Source organism: Streptomyces sp. NPDC111516, assembly GCF_055635345.1.
The window spans coordinates 130,973-149,592 of record NZ_JBVKBV010000013.1; the positions used below are offsets into that span (position 1 = coordinate 130,973).

The 18,620-nt window shown below is 70.7% G+C and carries 18 protein-coding genes and 2 pseudogenes; 14 read left to right on the forward strand and 6 right to left on the reverse strand.

Going from position 1 to position 18,620, the window contains the following annotated elements:
• Window positions 1–155 precede the first annotated feature (155 nt).
• Window positions 156–1,256, forward strand: a pseudogene (locus ACZ7L9_RS23780) (IS200/IS605 family accessory protein TnpB-related protein); the annotation flags it as partial.
• Here ACZ7L9_RS23780 and ACZ7L9_RS23785 read toward each other — a convergent pair.
• The 5 genes from ACZ7L9_RS23785 to ACZ7L9_RS23805 form a co-directional block, all read right to left on the reverse strand.
• On the reverse strand, window positions 1,253–1,969 hold the full coding sequence (locus tag ACZ7L9_RS23785; RefSeq protein WP_471417850.1) for an HAD family hydrolase: 717 nt from the start codon (window positions 1,967–1,969) through the stop codon (window positions 1,253–1,255). The pseudogene ACZ7L9_RS23780 and the gene ACZ7L9_RS23785 sit on opposite strands and share 4 nt — an antisense overlap.
• A 32-nt stretch (window positions 1,970–2,001) precedes the next feature.
• Window positions 2,002–3,123 (reverse strand): ABC transporter ATP-binding protein, encoded by a 1,122-nt coding sequence (locus ACZ7L9_RS23790; protein ID WP_471417852.1) that lies wholly within the window; start codon window positions 3,121–3,123, stop codon window positions 2,002–2,004.
• Window positions 3,120–3,953 (reverse strand): ABC transporter permease, encoded by an 834-nt coding sequence (locus tag ACZ7L9_RS23795; protein ID WP_471418007.1) that lies wholly within the window; start codon window positions 3,951–3,953, stop codon window positions 3,120–3,122. The genes ACZ7L9_RS23790 and ACZ7L9_RS23795 overlap by 4 nt, the downstream gene beginning before the upstream one ends.
• Window positions 3,950–4,816, reverse strand: coding sequence for an ABC transporter permease (locus tag ACZ7L9_RS23800; RefSeq protein ID WP_471418009.1), 867 nt, complete (start codon window positions 4,814–4,816; stop codon window positions 3,950–3,952). The genes ACZ7L9_RS23795 and ACZ7L9_RS23800 overlap by 4 nt, the downstream gene beginning before the upstream one ends.
• 122 nt (window positions 4,817–4,938) lie before the next feature.
• Window positions 4,939–6,096, reverse strand: coding sequence for an ABC transporter substrate-binding protein (locus ACZ7L9_RS23805; protein ID WP_471417854.1), 1,158 nt, complete (start codon window positions 6,094–6,096; stop codon window positions 4,939–4,941).
• Between the two features lie 299 nt (window positions 6,097–6,395).
• Here ACZ7L9_RS23805 and ACZ7L9_RS23810 point away from each other — a divergent pair, with 299 nt between their 5' ends.
• From ACZ7L9_RS23810 to ACZ7L9_RS23870, 13 genes and pseudogenes are all read left to right on the forward strand, one after another.
• Window positions 6,396–7,136: a GntR family transcriptional regulator gene (locus ACZ7L9_RS23810; protein WP_471418011.1), complete on the forward strand. Its 741-nt coding sequence runs from the start codon at window positions 6,396–6,398 to the stop codon at window positions 7,134–7,136.
• A gap of 240 nt (window positions 7,137–7,376) precedes the next feature.
• Window positions 7,377–7,583, forward strand: a pseudogene (locus tag ACZ7L9_RS23815) (hypothetical protein); the annotation flags it as partial.
• Between the two features lie 239 nt (window positions 7,584–7,822).
• Window positions 7,823–8,911 (forward strand): sugar ABC transporter substrate-binding protein, encoded by a 1,089-nt coding sequence (locus ACZ7L9_RS23820; RefSeq protein WP_471417856.1) that lies wholly within the window; start codon window positions 7,823–7,825, stop codon window positions 8,909–8,911.
• Window positions 8,912–8,947: 36 nt separating this feature from the next.
• Window positions 8,948–10,036 (forward strand): mandelate racemase/muconate lactonizing enzyme family protein, encoded by a 1,089-nt coding sequence (locus ACZ7L9_RS23825; protein WP_471417858.1) that lies wholly within the window; start codon window positions 8,948–8,950, stop codon window positions 10,034–10,036.
• Window positions 10,033–11,112: an ABC transporter permease gene (locus ACZ7L9_RS23830; RefSeq protein ID WP_471417860.1), complete on the forward strand. Its 1,080-nt coding sequence runs from the start codon at window positions 10,033–10,035 to the stop codon at window positions 11,110–11,112. The genes ACZ7L9_RS23825 and ACZ7L9_RS23830 overlap by 4 nt, the downstream gene beginning before the upstream one ends.
• A complete protein-coding gene (locus ACZ7L9_RS23835; RefSeq protein ID WP_471417863.1) occupies window positions 11,109–12,185 on the forward strand; it encodes an ABC transporter permease in 1,077 nt (358 codons plus the stop codon). Before ACZ7L9_RS23830 ends, ACZ7L9_RS23835 begins: the two co-directional genes overlap by 4 nt.
• Window positions 12,182–13,726, forward strand: a complete 1,545-nt coding sequence (locus ACZ7L9_RS23840) for a sugar ABC transporter ATP-binding protein (RefSeq protein WP_471417865.1) — start codon at window positions 12,182–12,184, stop codon at window positions 13,724–13,726. The genes ACZ7L9_RS23835 and ACZ7L9_RS23840 overlap by 4 nt, the downstream gene beginning before the upstream one ends.
• Window positions 13,723–14,046, forward strand: coding sequence for an L-rhamnose mutarotase (locus ACZ7L9_RS23845; RefSeq protein ID WP_471417867.1), 324 nt, complete (start codon window positions 13,723–13,725; stop codon window positions 14,044–14,046). The genes ACZ7L9_RS23840 and ACZ7L9_RS23845 overlap by 4 nt, the downstream gene beginning before the upstream one ends.
• A gap of 72 nt (window positions 14,047–14,118) precedes the next feature.
• On the forward strand, window positions 14,119–14,970 hold the full coding sequence (locus ACZ7L9_RS23850; protein ID WP_471417869.1) for a fumarylacetoacetate hydrolase family protein: 852 nt from the start codon (window positions 14,119–14,121) through the stop codon (window positions 14,968–14,970).
• A gap of 4 nt (window positions 14,971–14,974) precedes the next feature.
• Window positions 14,975–15,118, forward strand: coding sequence for a hypothetical protein (locus tag ACZ7L9_RS23855; protein WP_471417871.1), 144 nt, complete (start codon window positions 14,975–14,977; stop codon window positions 15,116–15,118).
• Window positions 15,115–15,870, forward strand: a complete 756-nt coding sequence (locus ACZ7L9_RS23860) for an SDR family NAD(P)-dependent oxidoreductase (RefSeq protein WP_471417873.1) — start codon at window positions 15,115–15,117, stop codon at window positions 15,868–15,870. Before ACZ7L9_RS23855 ends, ACZ7L9_RS23860 begins: the two co-directional genes overlap by 4 nt.
• Window positions 15,870–16,898, forward strand: a complete 1,029-nt coding sequence (locus ACZ7L9_RS23865; RefSeq protein WP_471417875.1) for an aldo/keto reductase — start codon at window positions 15,870–15,872, stop codon at window positions 16,896–16,898. The genes ACZ7L9_RS23860 and ACZ7L9_RS23865 overlap by 1 nt, the downstream gene beginning before the upstream one ends.
• Window positions 16,895–17,749, forward strand: coding sequence for an amidohydrolase family protein (locus ACZ7L9_RS23870; protein WP_471417878.1), 855 nt, complete (start codon window positions 16,895–16,897; stop codon window positions 17,747–17,749). The genes ACZ7L9_RS23865 and ACZ7L9_RS23870 overlap by 4 nt, the downstream gene beginning before the upstream one ends.
• Window positions 17,750–17,776: 27 nt before the next feature.
• Here the strand turns inward: ACZ7L9_RS23870 and ACZ7L9_RS23875 are convergent, their stop codons facing one another.
• Window positions 17,777–18,493: a GntR family transcriptional regulator gene (locus ACZ7L9_RS23875; protein WP_471417880.1), complete on the reverse strand. Its 717-nt coding sequence runs from the start codon at window positions 18,491–18,493 to the stop codon at window positions 17,777–17,779.
• Window positions 18,494–18,620: the final 127 nt, after the last annotated feature.

Below are 18,620 nucleotides of genomic sequence, written 5' to 3' on the forward strand. Positions count from 1 at the left end.
GGGCGACCCAACCGCCCCCGGGAGGGTGGTTCCACAAACCCGTTTCTGGGGGGGGGGGGGGGAGAAAGGGGGGGTGGTTTCCTGACAGCAAAAGCCCCCCAGGACCCGGGTCAGTCATGGGGTTGTGAGCTGCTGTCGGTTTGCTGAGCGGGAGTAACACCCGCCACCACCTCACCCAGGCCCGGCTCACCGAAGGCCAGTGGCGGGAACACTGGGAGGCGGAGCGCTGGTTTCTTGCCGCTGATGGTGAGTCGGGGAAGCGGTTCGGTAACGAGACGATCCGTGTCACCCCGGACGGCGCGGTCAGTATCAGACTGCCTGCTGCGCTCGCGCACCTGGCCAACGCCGGGCACGGCCGGTACATCCTCGCCTCCCGGATCGCGTTTGCGCACCGGGGTGCGGAGTGGGCCGACCGCATCGCCGCGAACCGGGCCGTCGCCTACCGAATCCACCTCGACGTGGAGCGTGGCCGCTGGTACGTCACCGCCTCCTGGCAACGGCCCGTCGTGAAGACCATCCCGTTGGAGGCCGCCCGTGCCCGGGGCATGATCGGCGTCGATACCAATGCCGATCACTTCGCCGCCTACCGGCTCGACCGGCACGGCAACCCCGTGGGCGGGCCCCGGCGGTTCTGCTACGACCTGTCCGGGACCGCCGGTCACCGCGACGCACAGATCCGCCACGCGCTGACCCGCCTGATCAACTGGGCGAGGCGTGTCGGTGTCGCCGCGATCGGCATCGAAGACCTCGACTTCGCCACCGAGAAGACCCGGGAGAAGCACGGCCGCCGCAAGGGGTTCCGGCAGCTCATTTCCGGTATCCCGACCGGGAAACTCAAGGCCCGGCTGGTGTCGATGGCCGCCGAACACGGCCTGAGCATTGTCGCGGTCGACCCCGCCTACACCAGCATGTGGGGTGCCCAGCACTGGCAGAAACCGCTGGTCACCCCGCACCGAAAGGTGTCCCGTCACGATGCCGCGGGCATCGCGATCGGACGACGCGCCCTCGGACACCCGATCCGGCGACGGACGGCACCGCCCCCACACGACCGGAGCGATCGTGCGGGGCATCGGACCGTCCAGGCCAGACCGGGTGACCGGGGACGTGAGGGAACCCGCCCACCCGCAACGGACCGGCCCCCCGGAGAGCTGTCACCGATCGGGAAGCGAAAGCGGGAACCCAGCGCATCCAACACCGTTCGGGATGCGCCCAGTACGCAACAGTGGGTCCAGGACTCACTCATGCACACTGGTTAGGAACGGTGATGTGTCAGGCGGTCCGGGGTGGCGGTCCGTCCCCGGGCCGCCAGGTCCTGGAGCAGCGCCAGGTCGGCGTGGTCGAGGCCGGCGATGATGCGCCGCCCGGGCCCCGCCGGTACGGGGACCAGCGACGGCACCACGAGGACCGGGCAACCGGCCGCCTCCGCGGAGGCGGCGCCGACCGCGGTGTCCTCGACGGCGACACAGGCGCGCGGCGGCACCCCCAGCGCCGCGGCGGCGGCGAGGTAGGGGTCGGGGGCGGGCTTGGTACGCGGGGTGTCCTCGACGGCGACCGTGACGTCGAACCGGTGTCGCCCGATGGCCGTCAGCACGGTGTCCATCACGGCGCGCGGGGACGCGGACACCAGCGCGGTGGGGATGCCCGCCTCGCGGAGCGCGTCCAGCAGCACCAGGGCGCCGGGTCGCGGCACCACCTGCGCCGCGACCCGGTCCGCGAACTCCGTCAGGAGCTCGTCGGCGAGGTGCGCCGCGGGTGCCCGCCCGCTGGTGGTGCGGTGCAGGTGGCCCGCGGTGTGCTCCACGGATCGGCCGAGTACGTGAGGTGTGTCGGCCTCCCCGAGGGCGTGTCCGAGGCCGCGGGCGACCGACTCCACGGCGTCCCACCAGACCCACTCGGTGTCCACCAGGGTGCCGTCCATGTCGAAGAGGACGGCCTGCAGCCGGACTGATTCGGCGGTGTGTGGGGGCAAGGTCTGCTCTTCCGATCAAAAGTGATGTGGCGTCAGCGAATGTTCTGTGAGGTGCGACGGGAGTCCACCAGCACCGGTCGGTCGGGGAGGGCCACGGAGACCGACGCACCCGCGCCGAGCGCGGCTGCGTCGGGTGTGGACAGGTCGGCCTTGATCTCGGTGCCGTCGGCGAGCCGTATGGTCAGCCGGGTCATCGCACCCAGGAAGGTCGCGGCCACCACCCTCGCCCCGCCGTCGGCATCGGACCGCACGGCAACGGCCTCGGGCCGCACCAGCACGTCCAGCTCGGCGCCCGCCGCCGATCCGCCCGCCACCGGATGCCTACGGTCCAGCACCTCGACCTCGCCCTCGCCGGCCGCGCGGCCGGGCAGCCGGTTCATGGTTCCGACGAACTCGGCGACGAACGCGGTCGCCGGGTGCGCGTACAGCTCCACGGGCGGGGCGCACTGCTCCAGCCGCCCGCCACGCATCACCGCCACCCGATCGGCCATCGACAACGCCTCCTCCTGGTCATGGGTGACGAAGAGGGTGGTGATGCCGAGGTCCTGCTGGAGTCGACGGATCTCCTCGCGCAGCGTCAGCCGTACCTTGGCGTCCAGTGCCGACAGCGGCTCGTCCAGGAGCAGTACCCGTGGGCTCAGCGCCAGTGCGCGAGCCAGCGCGACGCGCTGCTGCTGGCCGCCCGACAGCTGGTGCGGGTAGCGGTCGCCGTGGTCGGGCAGCCCGACCAGCTCCAGCAACTCCGCAGCGCGGGCCCGCCGCTCGGCCGCACCCGCCTTGCGGATCCGCAGCCCGAAGGCGACGTTGTCGCGGGCATCGAGGTGCGGGAAGAGACTGTACGACTGGAAGACCATGCCTGCGTCGCGGCGGTGCGCCGGCACCCGGGTGACGTCACGGCCGTCCACCAGCACCTGGCCGGATTCGGGCTGCTCGAAGCCCGCGAGCATCCGCAGCGCGGTGGTTTTGCCGCAGCCGGACGGGCCCAGCAGGGCGAGCAGTTCACCAGGCCTTACCGAGAGGCTCAGCCCGTCGAGAGCCACGGTGGTGCCGAAGGACCGGCGCAGCTCGACGAACTCGAGGGCGGCGCCGGTCTTCCGGGCCTCTGTCTGGGTCCGGTCGGTCGAGCCGAGGTCGGTCGTATGCAGATCGGTCATGCGGAGACGACCCCCTTCCGGGGAGTACGAGCGGTGCGGCGGCGCCCTCCGGCCGGCACGAGCAGCAGCAGGAGCAGCCAGGTGAGCAGCAGGCTGAGTACCGATACGGCCACCGACAGCTGGGCGTCGGCGCCTGCGATCCCGGCGATCCACACCGCGAAGGGCCGGAAGCCGAGCAGCTGCGCGACGGTGAACTCGCCGAGCACCAGGGCGAAGGTGAGGAAGGACGCGGCCAGCAGCGGCGCCCGCAGGTTGGGCAGCACCACCCGCAGCACCGCCTGCGGCCATCCGGCGCCGCAGTTCCGGGCGGCCTCCACCAGGGTGCGTACGTCGATCGTGCTCAGACCGGCATCGAGCGCCCGGTGCACGAACGGCAGCGCCATCACCGTGTACGCGAGCACCAGCACCACGGGGAAGGCCGGGTTCTGGATGGCGACGAAGGTCGCGAAGAACGGAGTGTGTGCCAGGTGGTCGGGCGCCCACTTGAGGACGGTGCTGATCCCGGCTGTCAGCGCCACCGCGGGCACCACCAGCGGCAGTGAGCACACCACCTCGACCACCGGGCGCAGCCGCGGCACTCCCAGCCGTACCGCGAGCAGTGCGGGCACCACCAGGAGCAGCACCAGGACGATGGTGGCGGCGGCCAGTTCGAAGGAGAGCAGCAGGCCGTCGGCGAAGCCGTCGGCGCCGAGGATGCGGGTGTACGCGCCCAGGGTGAGGCCCTGGCCGGGGACGTCCACGGTGAAGACCGCGGAGGCGGCCGGCGGCCCCAGGAAGTACAGCGCCGCGCCGGCGAGGACCAGGCCCCGCCAGACGCGCAGGCGGGTCAGTCGAGCCATCGGGCGCTCCGTCGCTGCAGGGGTCGGTACACCGCCATGACCAGGCCGGCCACCAGGACCATGTCCAGGCTGAGTGCGAGCGCCGTATTGGCCTGGCCGACCAGCACGTTGCCGGAGAGGGCGTCGGCGATCTGCAGGGTGACCAGAGGCACCGAGCTGCCGACCATGGCCGCGGCGGTCGCGTATGCGGCGAAGGCGGTGCCGAAGAGCAGCACCAGGCCGCCGAGCAGCGACGGGGCCAGCACGGGCAGTGCGACGTACCGCCAGTACTGCCAGGCGGTGGCGCCGTTGTTCTGCGCCGCCTCCCGCCACTGGACGCGCAGGCCGTCGAGCGCGGGCACGACGGTGAGCACCATCAGCGGGATCAGGAAGTACAGGTATGTGATCACCAGGCCCCAGAAGCTGTACAGGCTCCAACCGTGTTCGGTCAGGTGCAGGTGCTGTGTGATCACGCCGGCGTTGCCCAGGGTGGCGACGAAGGCGAAGGCGAGCGGCACCCCGCCGAAGTTGGCCAGCACCCCGGAGGCGGCGAGCACCGCCTCGCGCAGCGCCCGGAACCGGGCTGTGACCACGGCCTGCGCGAGCAGCAGCCCGAGCACCGCGCCCGCACCTGCGGAGACGGCGGCAAGTTTGACGCTGCCGGCCAGCGCGGTCAGGTACGCGCCGTGCAGCGAGGCGCTGAGGTTGGCGGTGGTGTAGTGCGAGGCGCCTGTCGTCGGGTCCTGCGCGGTGAACGCACCGTTCAGCATGGCCAGCGCGGGGATGCCGAAGCACAGCGCGGTGAAGGCAAGCAGAGGTACGACCGCGAGTGCGGCCACCGAGCGACGGCGCGGTTGCCGGGCCGGGCGGGACAGCCGGGTCTCGGGCCGGGGCCCGGGCGGAGCCGGTTCCGGGCCCCGTACCGCGGCGTTCGGCCCCCCGCCGACGGGCACGACGGCAGGGGAAACGGCGACGGAGGAGTCGGCAATGGGCCGGGTCACCCGGCCACGGCCTTGCCCCAGCCCTGGGCCACGACCTGCTTGGCCTTGTCCAGCTGGGCCTCGGTCGGGAACGAGGGGGTGCCGTCGACCTGGGGCAGACTGGCGGCGGCCGCGCTGTCGACCGTGCCACTCCGAGTCATCGAGGGCATGAGCGCCGGGCGGGCGTAGCCCTTCAGGAAGAGGTTCTGGCCCTCGGCGCTGTAGAGGTACTCCTCCCACAGCCGGGCGGCCGCCGGGTGCGGGGCGTCCTTGTTGATGGCCTGCGAGTAGTACTGGGCGTACTGGCCGTCGGTGGGGATGACCACCTTCCAGTCCACGCCCTTGCTGCGGAACTCGTCGGCGTAACCGGCGTTGAGGTAGTCCCAGTCGATGCTGATCGGGGTCTCGCCCTTCTCGACCGTGGCCGGGGTGGACTCCACCGGGTTGTAGTTGCCGGCCTTCTTGAGCTTCGCGAAGAAGTCCAGGCCGGGCTGGATGTCGTCGAAGGAGCTCTTGTTCGCCAGGGCTGCGGCGAAGACGCCGCCGAAGGCGGAGCCGGACTTGGTGGGATTGCCGTTCATGGCGACCTGGCCCTTGTACTGCGGCTTCAGCAGGTCGCCCAAGGACCGGGGGCACTCCTTGACGCGTTTGGCGTCGCAGCCGATCGAGACATAGCCGCCGTAGTCGTTGTACCAGCGGGCCTGGGTGTCGCGCTGCGTGGCCGGGATGTCGTCGAAGGCCGCGACCCTGTACGGGGCGAGCAGCCCCTGCTGAGCTGCGCTGAGCGCGAACGACTGGCCCAGGTCCACCACGTCCGGGGCGCGGCCCTGGCCCTTGCGCGAGGTGATGGCGTTGATCTCGTCCTGGCTGGCGCCGTCCGGGTTCTCGTCGTTGACCTTGATGCCGTACTTTTTGGTGAATCCGTCGATCACGGCGCCGTAGTTGGCCCAGTCGCGGGGCAGGGCGATCGCGTTGAGCACGCCCTCCTTCTTGGCCGCCGCGACCAGTGCGTCCATACCACCGAGGTCCTGCGCCGAGGTGGCGGTGGCGGCGTGCGGCCCGCCCGTGCGGCCGGTCGCGGCGGAGTCGGGTGCCGAGCCGCAGGCGCTGAGCGCTAGCGTGGCCGCGGTCAGCACGCCGGCAAAGCCGGCCGTTCGCGCAGAGAACAGGTTCACAAGATCTCCTGAGAGTGCATGAGCTGCCCGGACAAAAGGGATCGGGTACCGCCCGAACGCAGACAACTTGTCCAAACAAGATGTCCCCAGTACGTCGGAGCGCGATGACCTTTCGGTGAACGGAGAACAGATGCTCGCTCTCGGTTTGAAGGCTCCTCGGGACGACGCGAGCCGCGTGGGGGTGCGGTCTCCGCTGTGTGCAGGACGAGCGTGCCCGGTGCGGCGGGATCGCCTACCCTGTGTGCACAAGCCGGTGTGCGCGCAGAGTGCAGCCGGTATCGCGGATGAGAGGGCTGGGTGTGGCGGCACGGCACGAGGAGATCGCCGGCGAGCTGAGGGTTGCGATCGACCGCGGCGACTACCCGGTGGGGGGCCGGCTCCCGACCGAGGGCGAACTCGCCGAGCGGTACCAGGTATCCCGCGGCACCGTCCGCCAAGCGCTCACGGCTCTGGTGGCCGAGGGACTGGTCGGCTCACGACAGGGCACCCGACGGGTGGTGCTCGGCGCCCGCCGCAGCCAGAGCTTCACCGAACTGCGCAGCTTCGCCCAGTGGGCGCGGGCAGCCGGACACAAGGCCACGGGCAGCGTCATCGAGACCGCCCGGCGCCCGGCCTCCGCCGAGGACGCGCTGCGCCTCCAACTCCCGGTGGGCGCAGAGGTGTTGTACGTCCTGCGGGTGCGTGGCCTGGACGGACAGCCGGCCCTGCTGGAGCGCACCGTCTACGCCGGCTGGATCGCGGACGCGGTCGAGCGCATCGAGCCCGACTGCGAGTCGGTCACCCAACGGCTGCTCGACGAGGTGGGCGTGGTCTTCGCGCACGGCGAGCACGTCATCGACGCACTTGCGGCGGGCACCCGCGACGCGGAACTGCTCGGCGTACGCCGCGGCACCCCGCTGCTGCGGGTCCGCCGGGTGACCACCGCCCACGCCGGCCGCCCCGTGGAGTGGTCCGACGACCGCTACCGGCCGGGAACGGTCACCTTCCGCATCCACAACTCCATCGGTGCCAACCCGCTCGTCCGCCAGCCCGGCGAATGACCGCAGCGCGGCCCGGCGTACTTCCTCCCGCAGGTCGTTCACCGTTCGTGTCCGGGGAGCCGTCTCGTTGATCAGCTCTGCGCGGCTGACCGGGCGATCTTGAAGCCGAGTTCCAGCATGTGCACGGCCATCCCGGCCCACAACACGCGTCGGCCACGGTGAGGATCGCCCGCTCGACGGCCGGCAGCAGCGTGCGCAGACCACGCCCAACCACTGCGAGAACAGGGACACGCGGCAGCAGCCGAACTCTCCCGACTCGTCGGCGAGTTCGCCCAGCTACTGACTCCGGCGAAGGGCAACGACGCTCGTCCCACCGAGTGGATCGCCGCCGTCCGTGCGGCCTTGCACGGCCGCGCGAGCTTGGGCCTCCTCCGCCACCGCATCCTGCTCGCCGGCCCTCCAACGGCATCTCCCAGCCTCCCCTCCGGCACCGACGTCCGCCTGTGACGATCCGTCAGGCCCGTCGTTTTCTATATGATCCTTTTGAGTCTGGCCGCGCAGGACATGGTCGGTTGCGAAGCAAGTGACCGCGCAGAGCGCCTGGAGTCGTGGCGCCTTCGTGTGCCCTGAGACCGGTTCGTAATGGAAAATCGCCGCCCTGATCCCCCGCGGGTCTTGACGCGACCCCCCGCTCTCGCGGAATATCACGGCAACAAAATCCTATTTGATTTGAGTGGGGCACCACCATGAGCCGTCGTAGAACCGCGATGACAGCCACTGTCACCCTCGCACTCCTCGCCGCTGCCTCGTCGGCCTGCACCATCAAGAACTCGGGCGAGCCGGGTGGGGCGGCCGCCGTCTCAGGAAAGGCCGGCGGCGGGACGGCAGAACTCGCCGACGGCTCCGGAACCAAGGTCGCGCTCGTGCCCGGCGGCGCTCACCCCTACTTCCATCCCTGGAAGCAGGCCGGCGCGGATGCCAAGAAGACACTCGGACTGGGCGACGTCACCTTCGACGAGACCGCCGAGTGGGACCAGCAGAAGCAGAACAACCTGGTTTCGACGCTCGCGGCCCGCGGCTACAACGCCTTCGGCGTCTTCGGCGTCTCCCCGACCGACATCAATACCACCTTCGCCGACCTCAGGTCCCAGGGCTTCGCCGTCGCCTCGCTGGGTTCCTGCCCGGCCGGCGACAAGGACGAGGCGGACTTCTGCCTCTCCACAGACGTCGAGCTCGCCGCGTACAAGGCCGCGAAGGCCGCCATCGAGGCCATGGGCGGCAAGGGCACCCTCGTCCACCTGACCGGCAACAACGTCGACGCCAACACCCAGTTGCGCAAGCGGGGCGTGGAGAAGGCGGTGAAGGAGAGCGGTGGCAAGATCACCCTGTTGCAGACCATCACCGACATCGACAAGGACCTCCAGACCGCGCAGAAGGCGGTCTCCGACCTGCTCGCGGCCAAGGGCGGCCAGATCCAGGGCATCGTCTCGACCGCCTACAACCCGGCAGTCGCCGCGGCCGAAGCCGTGCGCGAGTCCGGTTCGAAGGCCAAGGTCGTGGCCGTCGATGACGACTCCAAGATCCTCTCCTCGATCAAGAACGGCTCCGTCAGTGCCACAGTCGTGCAGAACCCCGTCGGTCAGGTGGAGGTCGGCGCCTGGGCGCTGGCCCTGCTGCAGACCAAGCAGTGCACGATGAAGGAGCCCGGCAAGACTGTCGACTCCGGCTCCTTCGTGGTCACGAAGGAGAACGTCTCCAGCTATGACGACGCGCGCAAGGCCAAGACGGCGGAGCTGAAGAAGCAGTTCGCCGAAGAGCTCCTCTCCTGCGGCTAACCACCCCCGCCTCTCATACAGAAAGTCAGCACGCGCATGACCCTCATCACCAACGCAACCGCCCTGCTGGCCGACATCGCCGTGGAGACCGACCGCACGGACGCCGTGCAGTCGTTCGTCAAGCAGGAGACTGTCCTCGTCACCCTCACCACGGCCGACGGCCTGGTGGGGACCGGCTACGCGTACACGATCGGCACCGGCGGCAGCTCGGTACTGGCGCTGCTCCAAGAGCACCTCCTGCCCCGGCTCACCGGCCAGGACGCACGCAACGTCGAAGGGCTCTGGCAGGAGCTGTTCGGCCTGACCCGCGCGACCACCACCGGTGCCATCACCTCACTGGCGCTCGCCGCCGTGGACACGGCCCTGTGGGACCTGCGCTGCAAGCGCGCCGGTGAACCACTGTGGCGGCTGGCCGGCGGCCACCGCCAGGAGATCCCCGTCTACGACACCGAGGGAGGCTGGCTCCACCTCGGCACCGAGGACCTGGTCAAGTCCGCGCTCGCGGCCAAGGACGCCCAGTTCTCCGGCGTCAAGATCAAGGTGGGCAAGCCGCACGTCGCCGAGGACGCGGAGCGCCTGCGCGCCGTACGCGAGGCCGTCGGACCGTCCCTGCACATCATGACGGACGCCAACCAGTCGCAGTCGCTGTCCTCCGCCGTGCAGCTGGCCGCCGCCCTCGAACCGTACAGCCCGTACTGGCTCGAGGAGCCCATGCCCGCCGACGACATCAGCGGCCACGCCCGGCTGGCCCGGTCGACCCGCATCCCGATAGCCGTCGGCGAGTCGATGTACTCGCCCATGCAGTTCCGCAGCTACCTGGAGACCGGCGCCGCCTCCATCGTGCAGGTGGACGTCGCCCGCATCGGCGGTATCACCCCGTGGCTGAAGGTCGCCCATCTCGCGGAGACCTTCAACGTCAAGGTGTGCCCGCACTTCCTGATGGAACTGCACGTCAGCCTGGTCGCCGCAGTACCCAACGGCGCGTTCGTCGAGTACATCCCGCAGCTGCGCGCCGTGACCCGCACCGAGATGGTCCTGCGCGACGGGCGGGCCGTGGCGCCGGACGAGCCGGGCATCGGCATCGACTGGGACATGGACGCCATCGACGACCGGAGGGTCTCATGAAGACGGCGGCCGTCACACCCACCGGCGGCGAGACCGACCGCCCCACGGACGGAGCCCGCCCGGCTCACCGGCTGCCTTTCTGGGTCAACCAGCGCCTCGGTCTGCTTGTGATCACCGTCGCGCTCGCCGTCCTGTTCGGCGTGGCGCGCCCCGCCTTCTTCGACGAGCGGCTGGTGCTCTTCCCGCTCATGAGGGAAATCTCGACGCTCACGGTGGTGGCCCTCGCGCAGATGGTCGTGCTGTCCATCGGACACATGAACCTCGCCGTCGGACGCATGGCGGCCTTCGGCGCCTTCTTCGCCGGGTTCGGCTACGACCGGCTCGAACTGCCGCTGCCGCTGGGCCTGGTGCTGTGCCTCGTCGCCGGATGCGCCATCGGGGCACTGACCGGCTGGATCATCGCCCGCACCGGCGTGAACTCGTTCGTCGTGACACTGGCCATGGACTTCGCCCTGCTGGGCCTGGTCTCCCTGCTCTACTCGGCTCTCACACAGAACGCCGCGTTCACCACACGGCCCGACGGGCTCGCGGAACTGCGCTCCTACTCGCTCGCCGACATCTGCGTCGGCCCCGTCTGCGGCTCGCCCGCGATCCCGCAGCTGGCCCAGTTCACCGTGCTCGCCCTGGCCGGCCTCGGCTTCCTCTACGCCCGCACCCGCATGGGCCGGGAACTGCTGCTGACCGGCGCCAACCCCGCCGCCGCGGAACTGTCAGGCATCCCCACCGGGCGGCGGGTCATCCTGGCCCACGCCCTGTCCGGACTGCTCGCGGCCCTCGCCGGCTTCATGGCCGCCGTCGGCACCGGCACCTTCCGCGCCTCCATCGGTGACGACTTCATGCTCCCCTCCTTCCTCGGTGCGGTCCTCGGCGGGACCCTGCTCACCGGCGGCGTCGTCTCCGTCATCGGCGCCCTGCTCGGCACCTCCCTGGTCGGCGTCATCCGCAAGGGCCTCGACCTGCTCGGTGTCGGCCTGGAAAGTCTCAACATCTACCTCGGCTGCGTACTTCTGCTGGCTCTGTCCGCAGACCGGGTGCGCACCGTCGTGTCCTATCGCAAGGTGGTGCGCTCCACATGACGACGCTCCGCGGCAAGCAAGGCATGGCCGTCCCGGCACTGCGGCGCTTCTCCCGGTCCACCACGATGACCCTGCTGTGCGTGGTCGTCGTCGGTTACGTGGGCCTCGGCATCGCCTCGTCCGGCTCCTTCTTCGAAGGGCCCTCCCTCCGCACGTTCCTGCAGTACCTCGCCACGCCCATCCTCATCGGTCTGGCCCAGATGGTGGCCCTGTGCGTCGGTCAGCTCAATCTCGCCGTCGGCGCGCTGGGCGGGTTCACCGCCTGCCTGATGGGCGTGCTGATGGCCGACCACGGGGTGCCCGCCGGGCTCGCCGTGCTCGTCGGCGTCCTCACCGCCACCCTCGTCGGCCTGCTGACCGGCGTCTTCATCGTCGCCACCCGCATCAACGGCTTCATCGTCACCCTCGGCACCATGACCATCCTGCTCGGAGCGCAGTACCGGCTCTCCGGCACCCGCACCATCGACGGATACTCCGCCACGCTGCGCGACTTCGGCCGCGCCGCTCCGCTGAACATCCCGCTCGTCTTCGTCACCGCGCTCGCCGCTGCTGCCCTGCTCGCAGCGTTCATGTACCGCACCATCGCGGGCCGGCGACTGCTGGCCGCCGGCGGCAACCCGCTCGCGGCCCGCCTGTCGGGCATCTCCAGCGACCGGCAGATCGTGGTCGCCCACACCCTGTCCGGCCTACTCATCGGCATCGCCGCGCTGATCGCGACCGCCTCGTTGCCCGGCGTCAACCGCAGTGTCGGCGGAGACTGGATGCTGCCCAGTTTCGCGGCCCCCATCATCGGCGGCGTCGCGCTGACCGGCGGCTCCGTGGCGGTCGTCGGCACCGTGCTCGCCGCCTTCGTCATGCGGCTCATCGACACCGCGCGCGCCCAGTTCTCCCTCGACCCGAGCTGGGTGAACTTCCTCATCGGCCTGGTCGTCCTCGGCACGGTCGTCGGCGGCCGCATCCACCAGACCCGACTCGAGAAGAAGGGCACGGCGCCCGGCCGCACGCCACCCTCACCGCCGGGAAGCGACACCCCGCCGGCCGCGGCCCTGCCGAGCCCGGGAGGCGCCCGATGAGCGACGTACTGCTGGAATGCGAGAACATCGTCAAGGTCTTCCCCGGCGTACGCGCCCTCGACGGCGTCGGCCTGACCCTGACCGCCGGTTCCGTGCACGCCCTGCTGGGCGAGAACGGAGCGGGCAAGTCCACGCTGATCAAGGTGATCACCGGCGTGCACCTGCCGGACGGCGGCAGACTGCTCCGGAGCGGTGAGGAGATCCACCTGCGCTCCCCGCTGGAGGCCACCCGGGCAGGTATCGGCGTGGTTCACCAGGAGCGCAACCTGATCCCCGGCTTCTCCGTCGCGGAGAACATCACGCTGCAGAGCCCTCCGTCACGCCGCGGGTTGGTCGACCGGGAGGCGATGATCGCCCCGGCCCTCCGCTGCCTGGCCGAGCTCGGCCTGGACATCGACCCGCACCAACCGGTGCGGGAACTGTCCGTGGCCCAGCAGCAGTTGGTCGAGATCGCCAAGGCCCTGTACACCGAGAGCCGGGTGCTGCTGCTCGACGAGCCCACCGCCTCCCTCTCCCCGCAGGAGGCGGAGCGCCTCTTCGACGTCGTACGCCGCCTCAAGGAACGCGGCACCTGCGTCGTGTTCGTCAGCCACAAGCTGGACGAGGTCTTCGCGATCTGCGACACCGTCACCGTCCTGCGCGACGGCAAGTCGGTGCTCGAGTCGGCCCCCCTCGCCGAGTACGCCCAGGACGACGTGGTCACCCTCATGGTCGGCCGCACCCACTCGGTGACGGACATGACCCCGCGCACGGTGGACACCTCCGCCCAACCGGCGCTGTCCCTGTCGGGGCTGTGCACGGCGGCCGGACACCAGGACGTCTCGCTCGACGTCCGGCCCGGCGAGATCGTCGGCCTGTACGGACTGGTCGGCGCCGGCCGCAGCGAACTGGTCAAGGCCGTCCTCGGCCTCGAACGGGTCACGGCCGGCGAGATCCGGGTGTACGGCGAGCCGGCCCGGATCGGCTCCCCCCGGGAGGCCCTGCACACCTACGGCATCGGCTATCTGACCGAGAACCGCAAGGAAGAAGGGGTCTTCCTGGAGCAGCCCATCGTCCGGAACATCACCGTGACGGTGTGGAAGAAACTGGGCCGCTTCCTCGGTGACATCTCCTCCCGTCAGGAACGGGAGGTGTCGCAGGACCTCGTCGACCGTCTCGGCATCCGTGTCTCCGGTCTCGAGCAGAATGCCGGTGAACTGTCCGGCGGCAACCAGCAGAAGGTGAGCCTGGCGAAGTGGCTCGCGGCCGACACCCGGCTGCTGGTCGTCGACGAACCGACCGTCGGGGTGGACGTGCGTACCAAGCACGCCTTCCACGAACTCATCTGGGAGCTGGCCCGCGGCGGCCTGCCCATCCTGCTCATCAGCAGCGACCTCACCGAGATGATCACCCTCGCCGACCGGGTGGTGGTCATGGCCGACCACCGCATCCGCGGCGAGGTGGACAACGACCACGACTACGACAGCATGAGCGGGCAGATCATCCGGATCATCCACGATCGTGCCGTCTCGGCCGTGACCGCGAAGGGAGCCGCCTCGTGAAGCGGGTCGCCCAGGTCATCCACATCGTCCCGGACAAGGTGGACGAGTACCGGGAGCTGCACCGCGACGTACCCGGACCGGTCCTCGACCGGCTGCGGCGCTCCCACATCACCAACTACTCGATCCATCTCCTCGGCGACCGGCTGTTCGCCTACTTCGAGTACCACGGCGACGACCTCGCGGCGGACCTCGCCGCGATGGCCGAGGACCCGGCCACCCAGGAGTGGTGGAAGCTCACCGCGCCCTGCCAGCGGCCCGTCGACGAGGCCGCGCCCGGCGAGTGGTGGGCCGACATGGAGCAGGTCTTCCTCATGGAGTAGGCCCACGTTCCGTCCGCCCCACCCCAGAACCACCACGCGGTACGAATCGTGCCGCGCCCGCAAGGAGAACACGTGAAACTGCTGCGCCTCGGCGCTCCCGGCTCCGAACGACCGGCCGTCCTCGCCGACGACGGAATCACCTACGACCTCACTGGACTGACCCGCGACATCGACGGGTCCTTCCTCGCCGTGGATGGCGTGGAGCAGGTCCGCACCGCCCTGCGGGCCGGCACACTGGCCGCCCTGAACACGGAGGGAGTTCGCGTCGGCGCGCCAGTCGCCCGTCCCGGCAAGGTGGTCTGCGTCGGCCTCAACTATCGGGACCACGCCGCCGAGACCGGTGCGGCCGTGCCCGAGCGGCCGGTGGTGTTCATGAAGGACCCCGGTACCGTCGTCGGTCCCTACGACACGGTGCTCGTGCCGCGGGGCTCCCGGAAGACCGACTGGGAGGTCGAGCTCGCGGTGGTGATCGGCCGCCGGGCCCGGTATCTGGAGGGACCCGACGACGCGGCGGGAGTCATCGCGGGCTACGCCGTCAGCAACGACGTCTCCGAGCGGGCCTTCCAGCTGGAGCTGTCCCCGCAGTGGGACCTGGGCAAGTCGTGCGAGACGTTCAACCCGCTCGGGCCGTGGCTGGTCACCACCGACGAGGTGCCGGACCCGCAGGCGCTCGGCCTGCGGCTGAGCGTCAACGGCGTGCAGCGGCAGAACGGCACGTCCAAGGACATGATCTTCTCCGTGGCGCACATCGTCTGGTATCTGAGCCAGTACATGGTGCTGGAGCCCGGCGACGTCATCAACACCGGCACCCCCGCCGGCGTCGCCCTCGGCCTGCCGGACACCCCCTACCTACGCGCCGGCGACACGGTGGAGCTGGAGATCGACGGACTCGGCCGCCAGCGTCAGACCTTCGAGGATGCGTGATCCGATGAGCGACCACGGCACTGCCGCTCACATCACGGCCGCCGACGTCATCGACGCCGCCTCGATCAACACCTACCGCTACCCCAACGGCGCCTTCCGGGTCGCCGACCGGGCCGCAGCCGAATACGCGAAGGGCATCCACTCATGAGCGAACTGACCGGACTCAAGGCCATAGTCACCGGTGGCGCCTCCGGCATCGGCCGGGCCACCGCACAGTTGCTGGCCGCGCGCGGCGCCGACGTCGCCGTCCTGGACCTCGACCCCTCGTCCGTCGACAAGCCGCTGCGCGGATACGTCGCCGACGTGTCGGACGACGCCTGCGTACGGTCCGCCGTCGCCGCCGCGACCGACGACCTCGGCGGCCTCGACATCCTGGTCAACAACGCCGGCATCGGCGCCGCGGGCACCGTCGAGGACAACGACGACGCCGAGTGGCACCGCGTCATGGACGTGAACGTCCTGGGCATCGTCCGCACCACCCGTGCCGCGCTGCCCCTGCTGCGTGCCTCCGCGCACGCCGCCGTCGTCAACACCTGCTCGATCGCGGCCACAGCCGGACTCCCGCAGCGCGCCTTGTACAGCGCGAGCAAGGGCGCGGTTCAGGCCCTTACGCTCGCCATGGCCGCGGACCACGTCCGCGAGGGCGTCCGCGTGAACTGTGTGAACCCGGGTACCGCGGACACCCCGTGGGTGGGCCGCCTCCTCAACCGGGCGACCGACCCGGAGGCCGAACGGGCGGCGCTCAACGCCCGCCAGCCCATGGGCCGTCTCGTCACCGCCGACGAGGTGGCCGCCGCCATCGTGTACCTGGCGGGCCCGGCCGCCGCCAGCGTCACCGGGACCGCCCTCGCGGTGGACGGCGGAATGCAGGGGCTGCGACTGCGGCCGAAGGGACAGTGATGGCAACGGACGGGAACGGTTCGGGGCCCGCCGCTCTGCCGGTGCGCACCCTCGGCCGTAGCGGCGTCCCTGTTACCGCCCTCGGCTTCGGTGCCGCCGCGGTCGCCGGGCTCTATGAGGATGTGGGGGAGGACGAGGCGGCAGCTGCCGTGGAGGCCGCGTGGGCCGCCGGCATCCGCTATTTCGACACCGCCCCGCACTACGGTCTTGGCCTGTCGGAACGCAGACTGGGCGCGGTCCTGGGGACCAAGCCCCGGGACGCCTTCACCCTGTCCACCAAGGTGGGCCGGCTGCTCGAACCATACGACGGCGGCGGCGACGACCTGGCCGACGGATTCGCCGTGCCTGCCACCCACCGGCGCCGGTGGGACTTCAGCGCCGACGGCGTACGCCGCTCGCTGGAGGACAGCCTCACCCGGCTCGGGCTCGACCGCGTGGACCTGGTCCTGATCCACGACGCCGACGGCCACGAGGAACAGGCGTTCAAGGAGGCGTACCCGGCGCTGGAGGAACTGCGCTCGCAGGGCGTCGTTCGGGCGATCGGCGCCGGGATGAACCAGAGCCGGATGCTGGCCCGCTTCCTCGCCGACACCGATGTCGACGCGGTGCTCTGCGCCGGGCGCTACACGCTGCTGGAGCAGGGCGCGCTGGAGGCGCTGCTGCCCACCGCCGAGGCCGCCGGCAAGAGCGTGATCGTCGGCGGCGTATTCAACTCCGGGCTGCTGGCCGATCCGACGCCCGGGGCAACGTACGACTACACGGCGGCGCCCGAGGACCTCCTGCGCCGGGCCATGCGGATGCGCGAAGTCACCGAGGCGCACGGGATCCCGCTGCGTGCCGCCGCGCTTCACTTCCCCTTCGGGCATCCGGCGGTCGCGGCGGTTCTCGTCGGCGCCCGCTCGGCGGCTCAGGTCAAAGACGCGGCCGAGCAGTACCGTAAGCCGGTTCCCGGCGCCATGTGGGAGTCTCTGCGGGCGCAGGACCTGCTGTCCGACGGTGTACCTGTGCCCGGGAGGAAAGTGTCATGACCATCATCGACGCCCACCACCATCTGTGGGACCTCGGCGTACGCGACCAGGAGTGGATCAGCGGCCCCGAACTCGCCCCGCTGCGGCGTTCCTTCATGCCGGCGGACCTCGAGTCGGAGGTCCGGGAAGCGGGGGTGGCGGCCACGGTGCTCGTGCAGACGGTCACCGTGCCCGAGGAGACTCCCGAGTTCCTGTCCCTGGCCGCGGACAGCGACGTGATCGGAGCGGTCGTGGGATGGACCGATCTGACGTCGCCCGGCGTCGCCGGTGAGCTGGCCCGGCTGCGCTCGTTGCCCGGCGGCGGGTTCCTGCGCGGCATCCGCCACCAGGTCCAGGGGGAGCCGGACCCCGACTGGCTGACGCGGCCCGAGGTGCTGCGCGGTCTGCGCGCGGTCGCGGAGGCCGGGCTCGTCTACGACCTCGTCGTCCTGCCGCACCAACTGCCGGCGGCGGCGAGGGCGGCCGCGGCCGTCCCCGGCCTCACCTTCGTCCTCGACCACTTGGGGAAGCCGCCGATCGCGTCCGGACAACGGGAACCGTGGTCAGGGCACGTGCGTGAGCTGGCCGCCCTGCCGAACACGGTGTGCAAGCTCTCCGGCATGGTGACCGAGGCCGACTGGCCGTCGTGGACGGTCGACTGCCTCCGGCCGTACGCCGACACCGTGATCGACGCCTTCGGCCCCCGGCGGCTGATGTTCGGCTCCGACTGGCCGGTGTGCACCCTCGCCGCCGGCTACGGCGAGGTCGTGGCCGCTACTCGGGAGCTCACTGCCGCCCTCACCGCGGCCGAGCAGGACCAGGTGTGGGCCGGTACCGCCCGGCGCGTCTACCGGATGGCCGACGTCGGCTGAGCCGGCGGCGGGGCGCCGGCCGGCCGGTCACTCCTGTTCGAACCGGCCGAGCTGGCGCTCCAGGCTGCGGTTGAGATGATCCGCCATCGCCTCGGCGGCACGGTCGGCCCTGTGGCGCAGTATCGCGCGCACCACACGCTCGTGCTCCGCCGCGGTCGGATCGCCCTCGCCCTGTGGGCTGCTCAGGCGGAAGATGTGCAGATGCGAGTGGAGCCGCTCCACCGCGTCCGCGAGCAGGGGCCGGTGGGCGGACTCCGCGACGGCGTTGTGGAAACGCTGGTCCAGGGCGGCGAAGTCGCGGTAGGACGCGTACGGTCCCGCGGGACCGGGCTGGGACTGCATGTCTTCCAGGAGCGCCTCGATGGTGTCGAGTTGCGACTCGTCGGCGTGGAGGGCGGCCAGTGCGGCGGCCCGCGGCTCGAGGAGCAGCCGCATCTCGAACAATTCCTCCACCCCCTGCCGGGTCAGTAGTTCGGTGGCCCGGTAACCGGACAAGGAGCGCTTGACGACGAGCCCGTCGGCCTCCAGCCGGGCCAGTGCCTCGCGTACGGGAGTCGGGGAGACGTTGAGTGTGCGTGCCAGGGCTTCGATACCGACCCGAGCGCCGGGGGCGATCCCATGGTCCATGACCATGGCCTTGGTGTCCTCGTAGACACTGTCGGACAACACCTGGCGGACAGGCGACGCGGACCGCCTGCTCGCCCCGGCCATGCCGTCGGAGACGGACGGGTCGTGAGCCGGCATCCGGGTTCTCTCCTCTGTGTTCTGGGGCGGTACGGCAACTGGCAGTCTAGTCAGGCAGCTGTGGAAGCGGATGTGTCCTTGCGCCCGCTTCGCACGTCAGTACGAACACCCCACCCAGGCCCTCAGA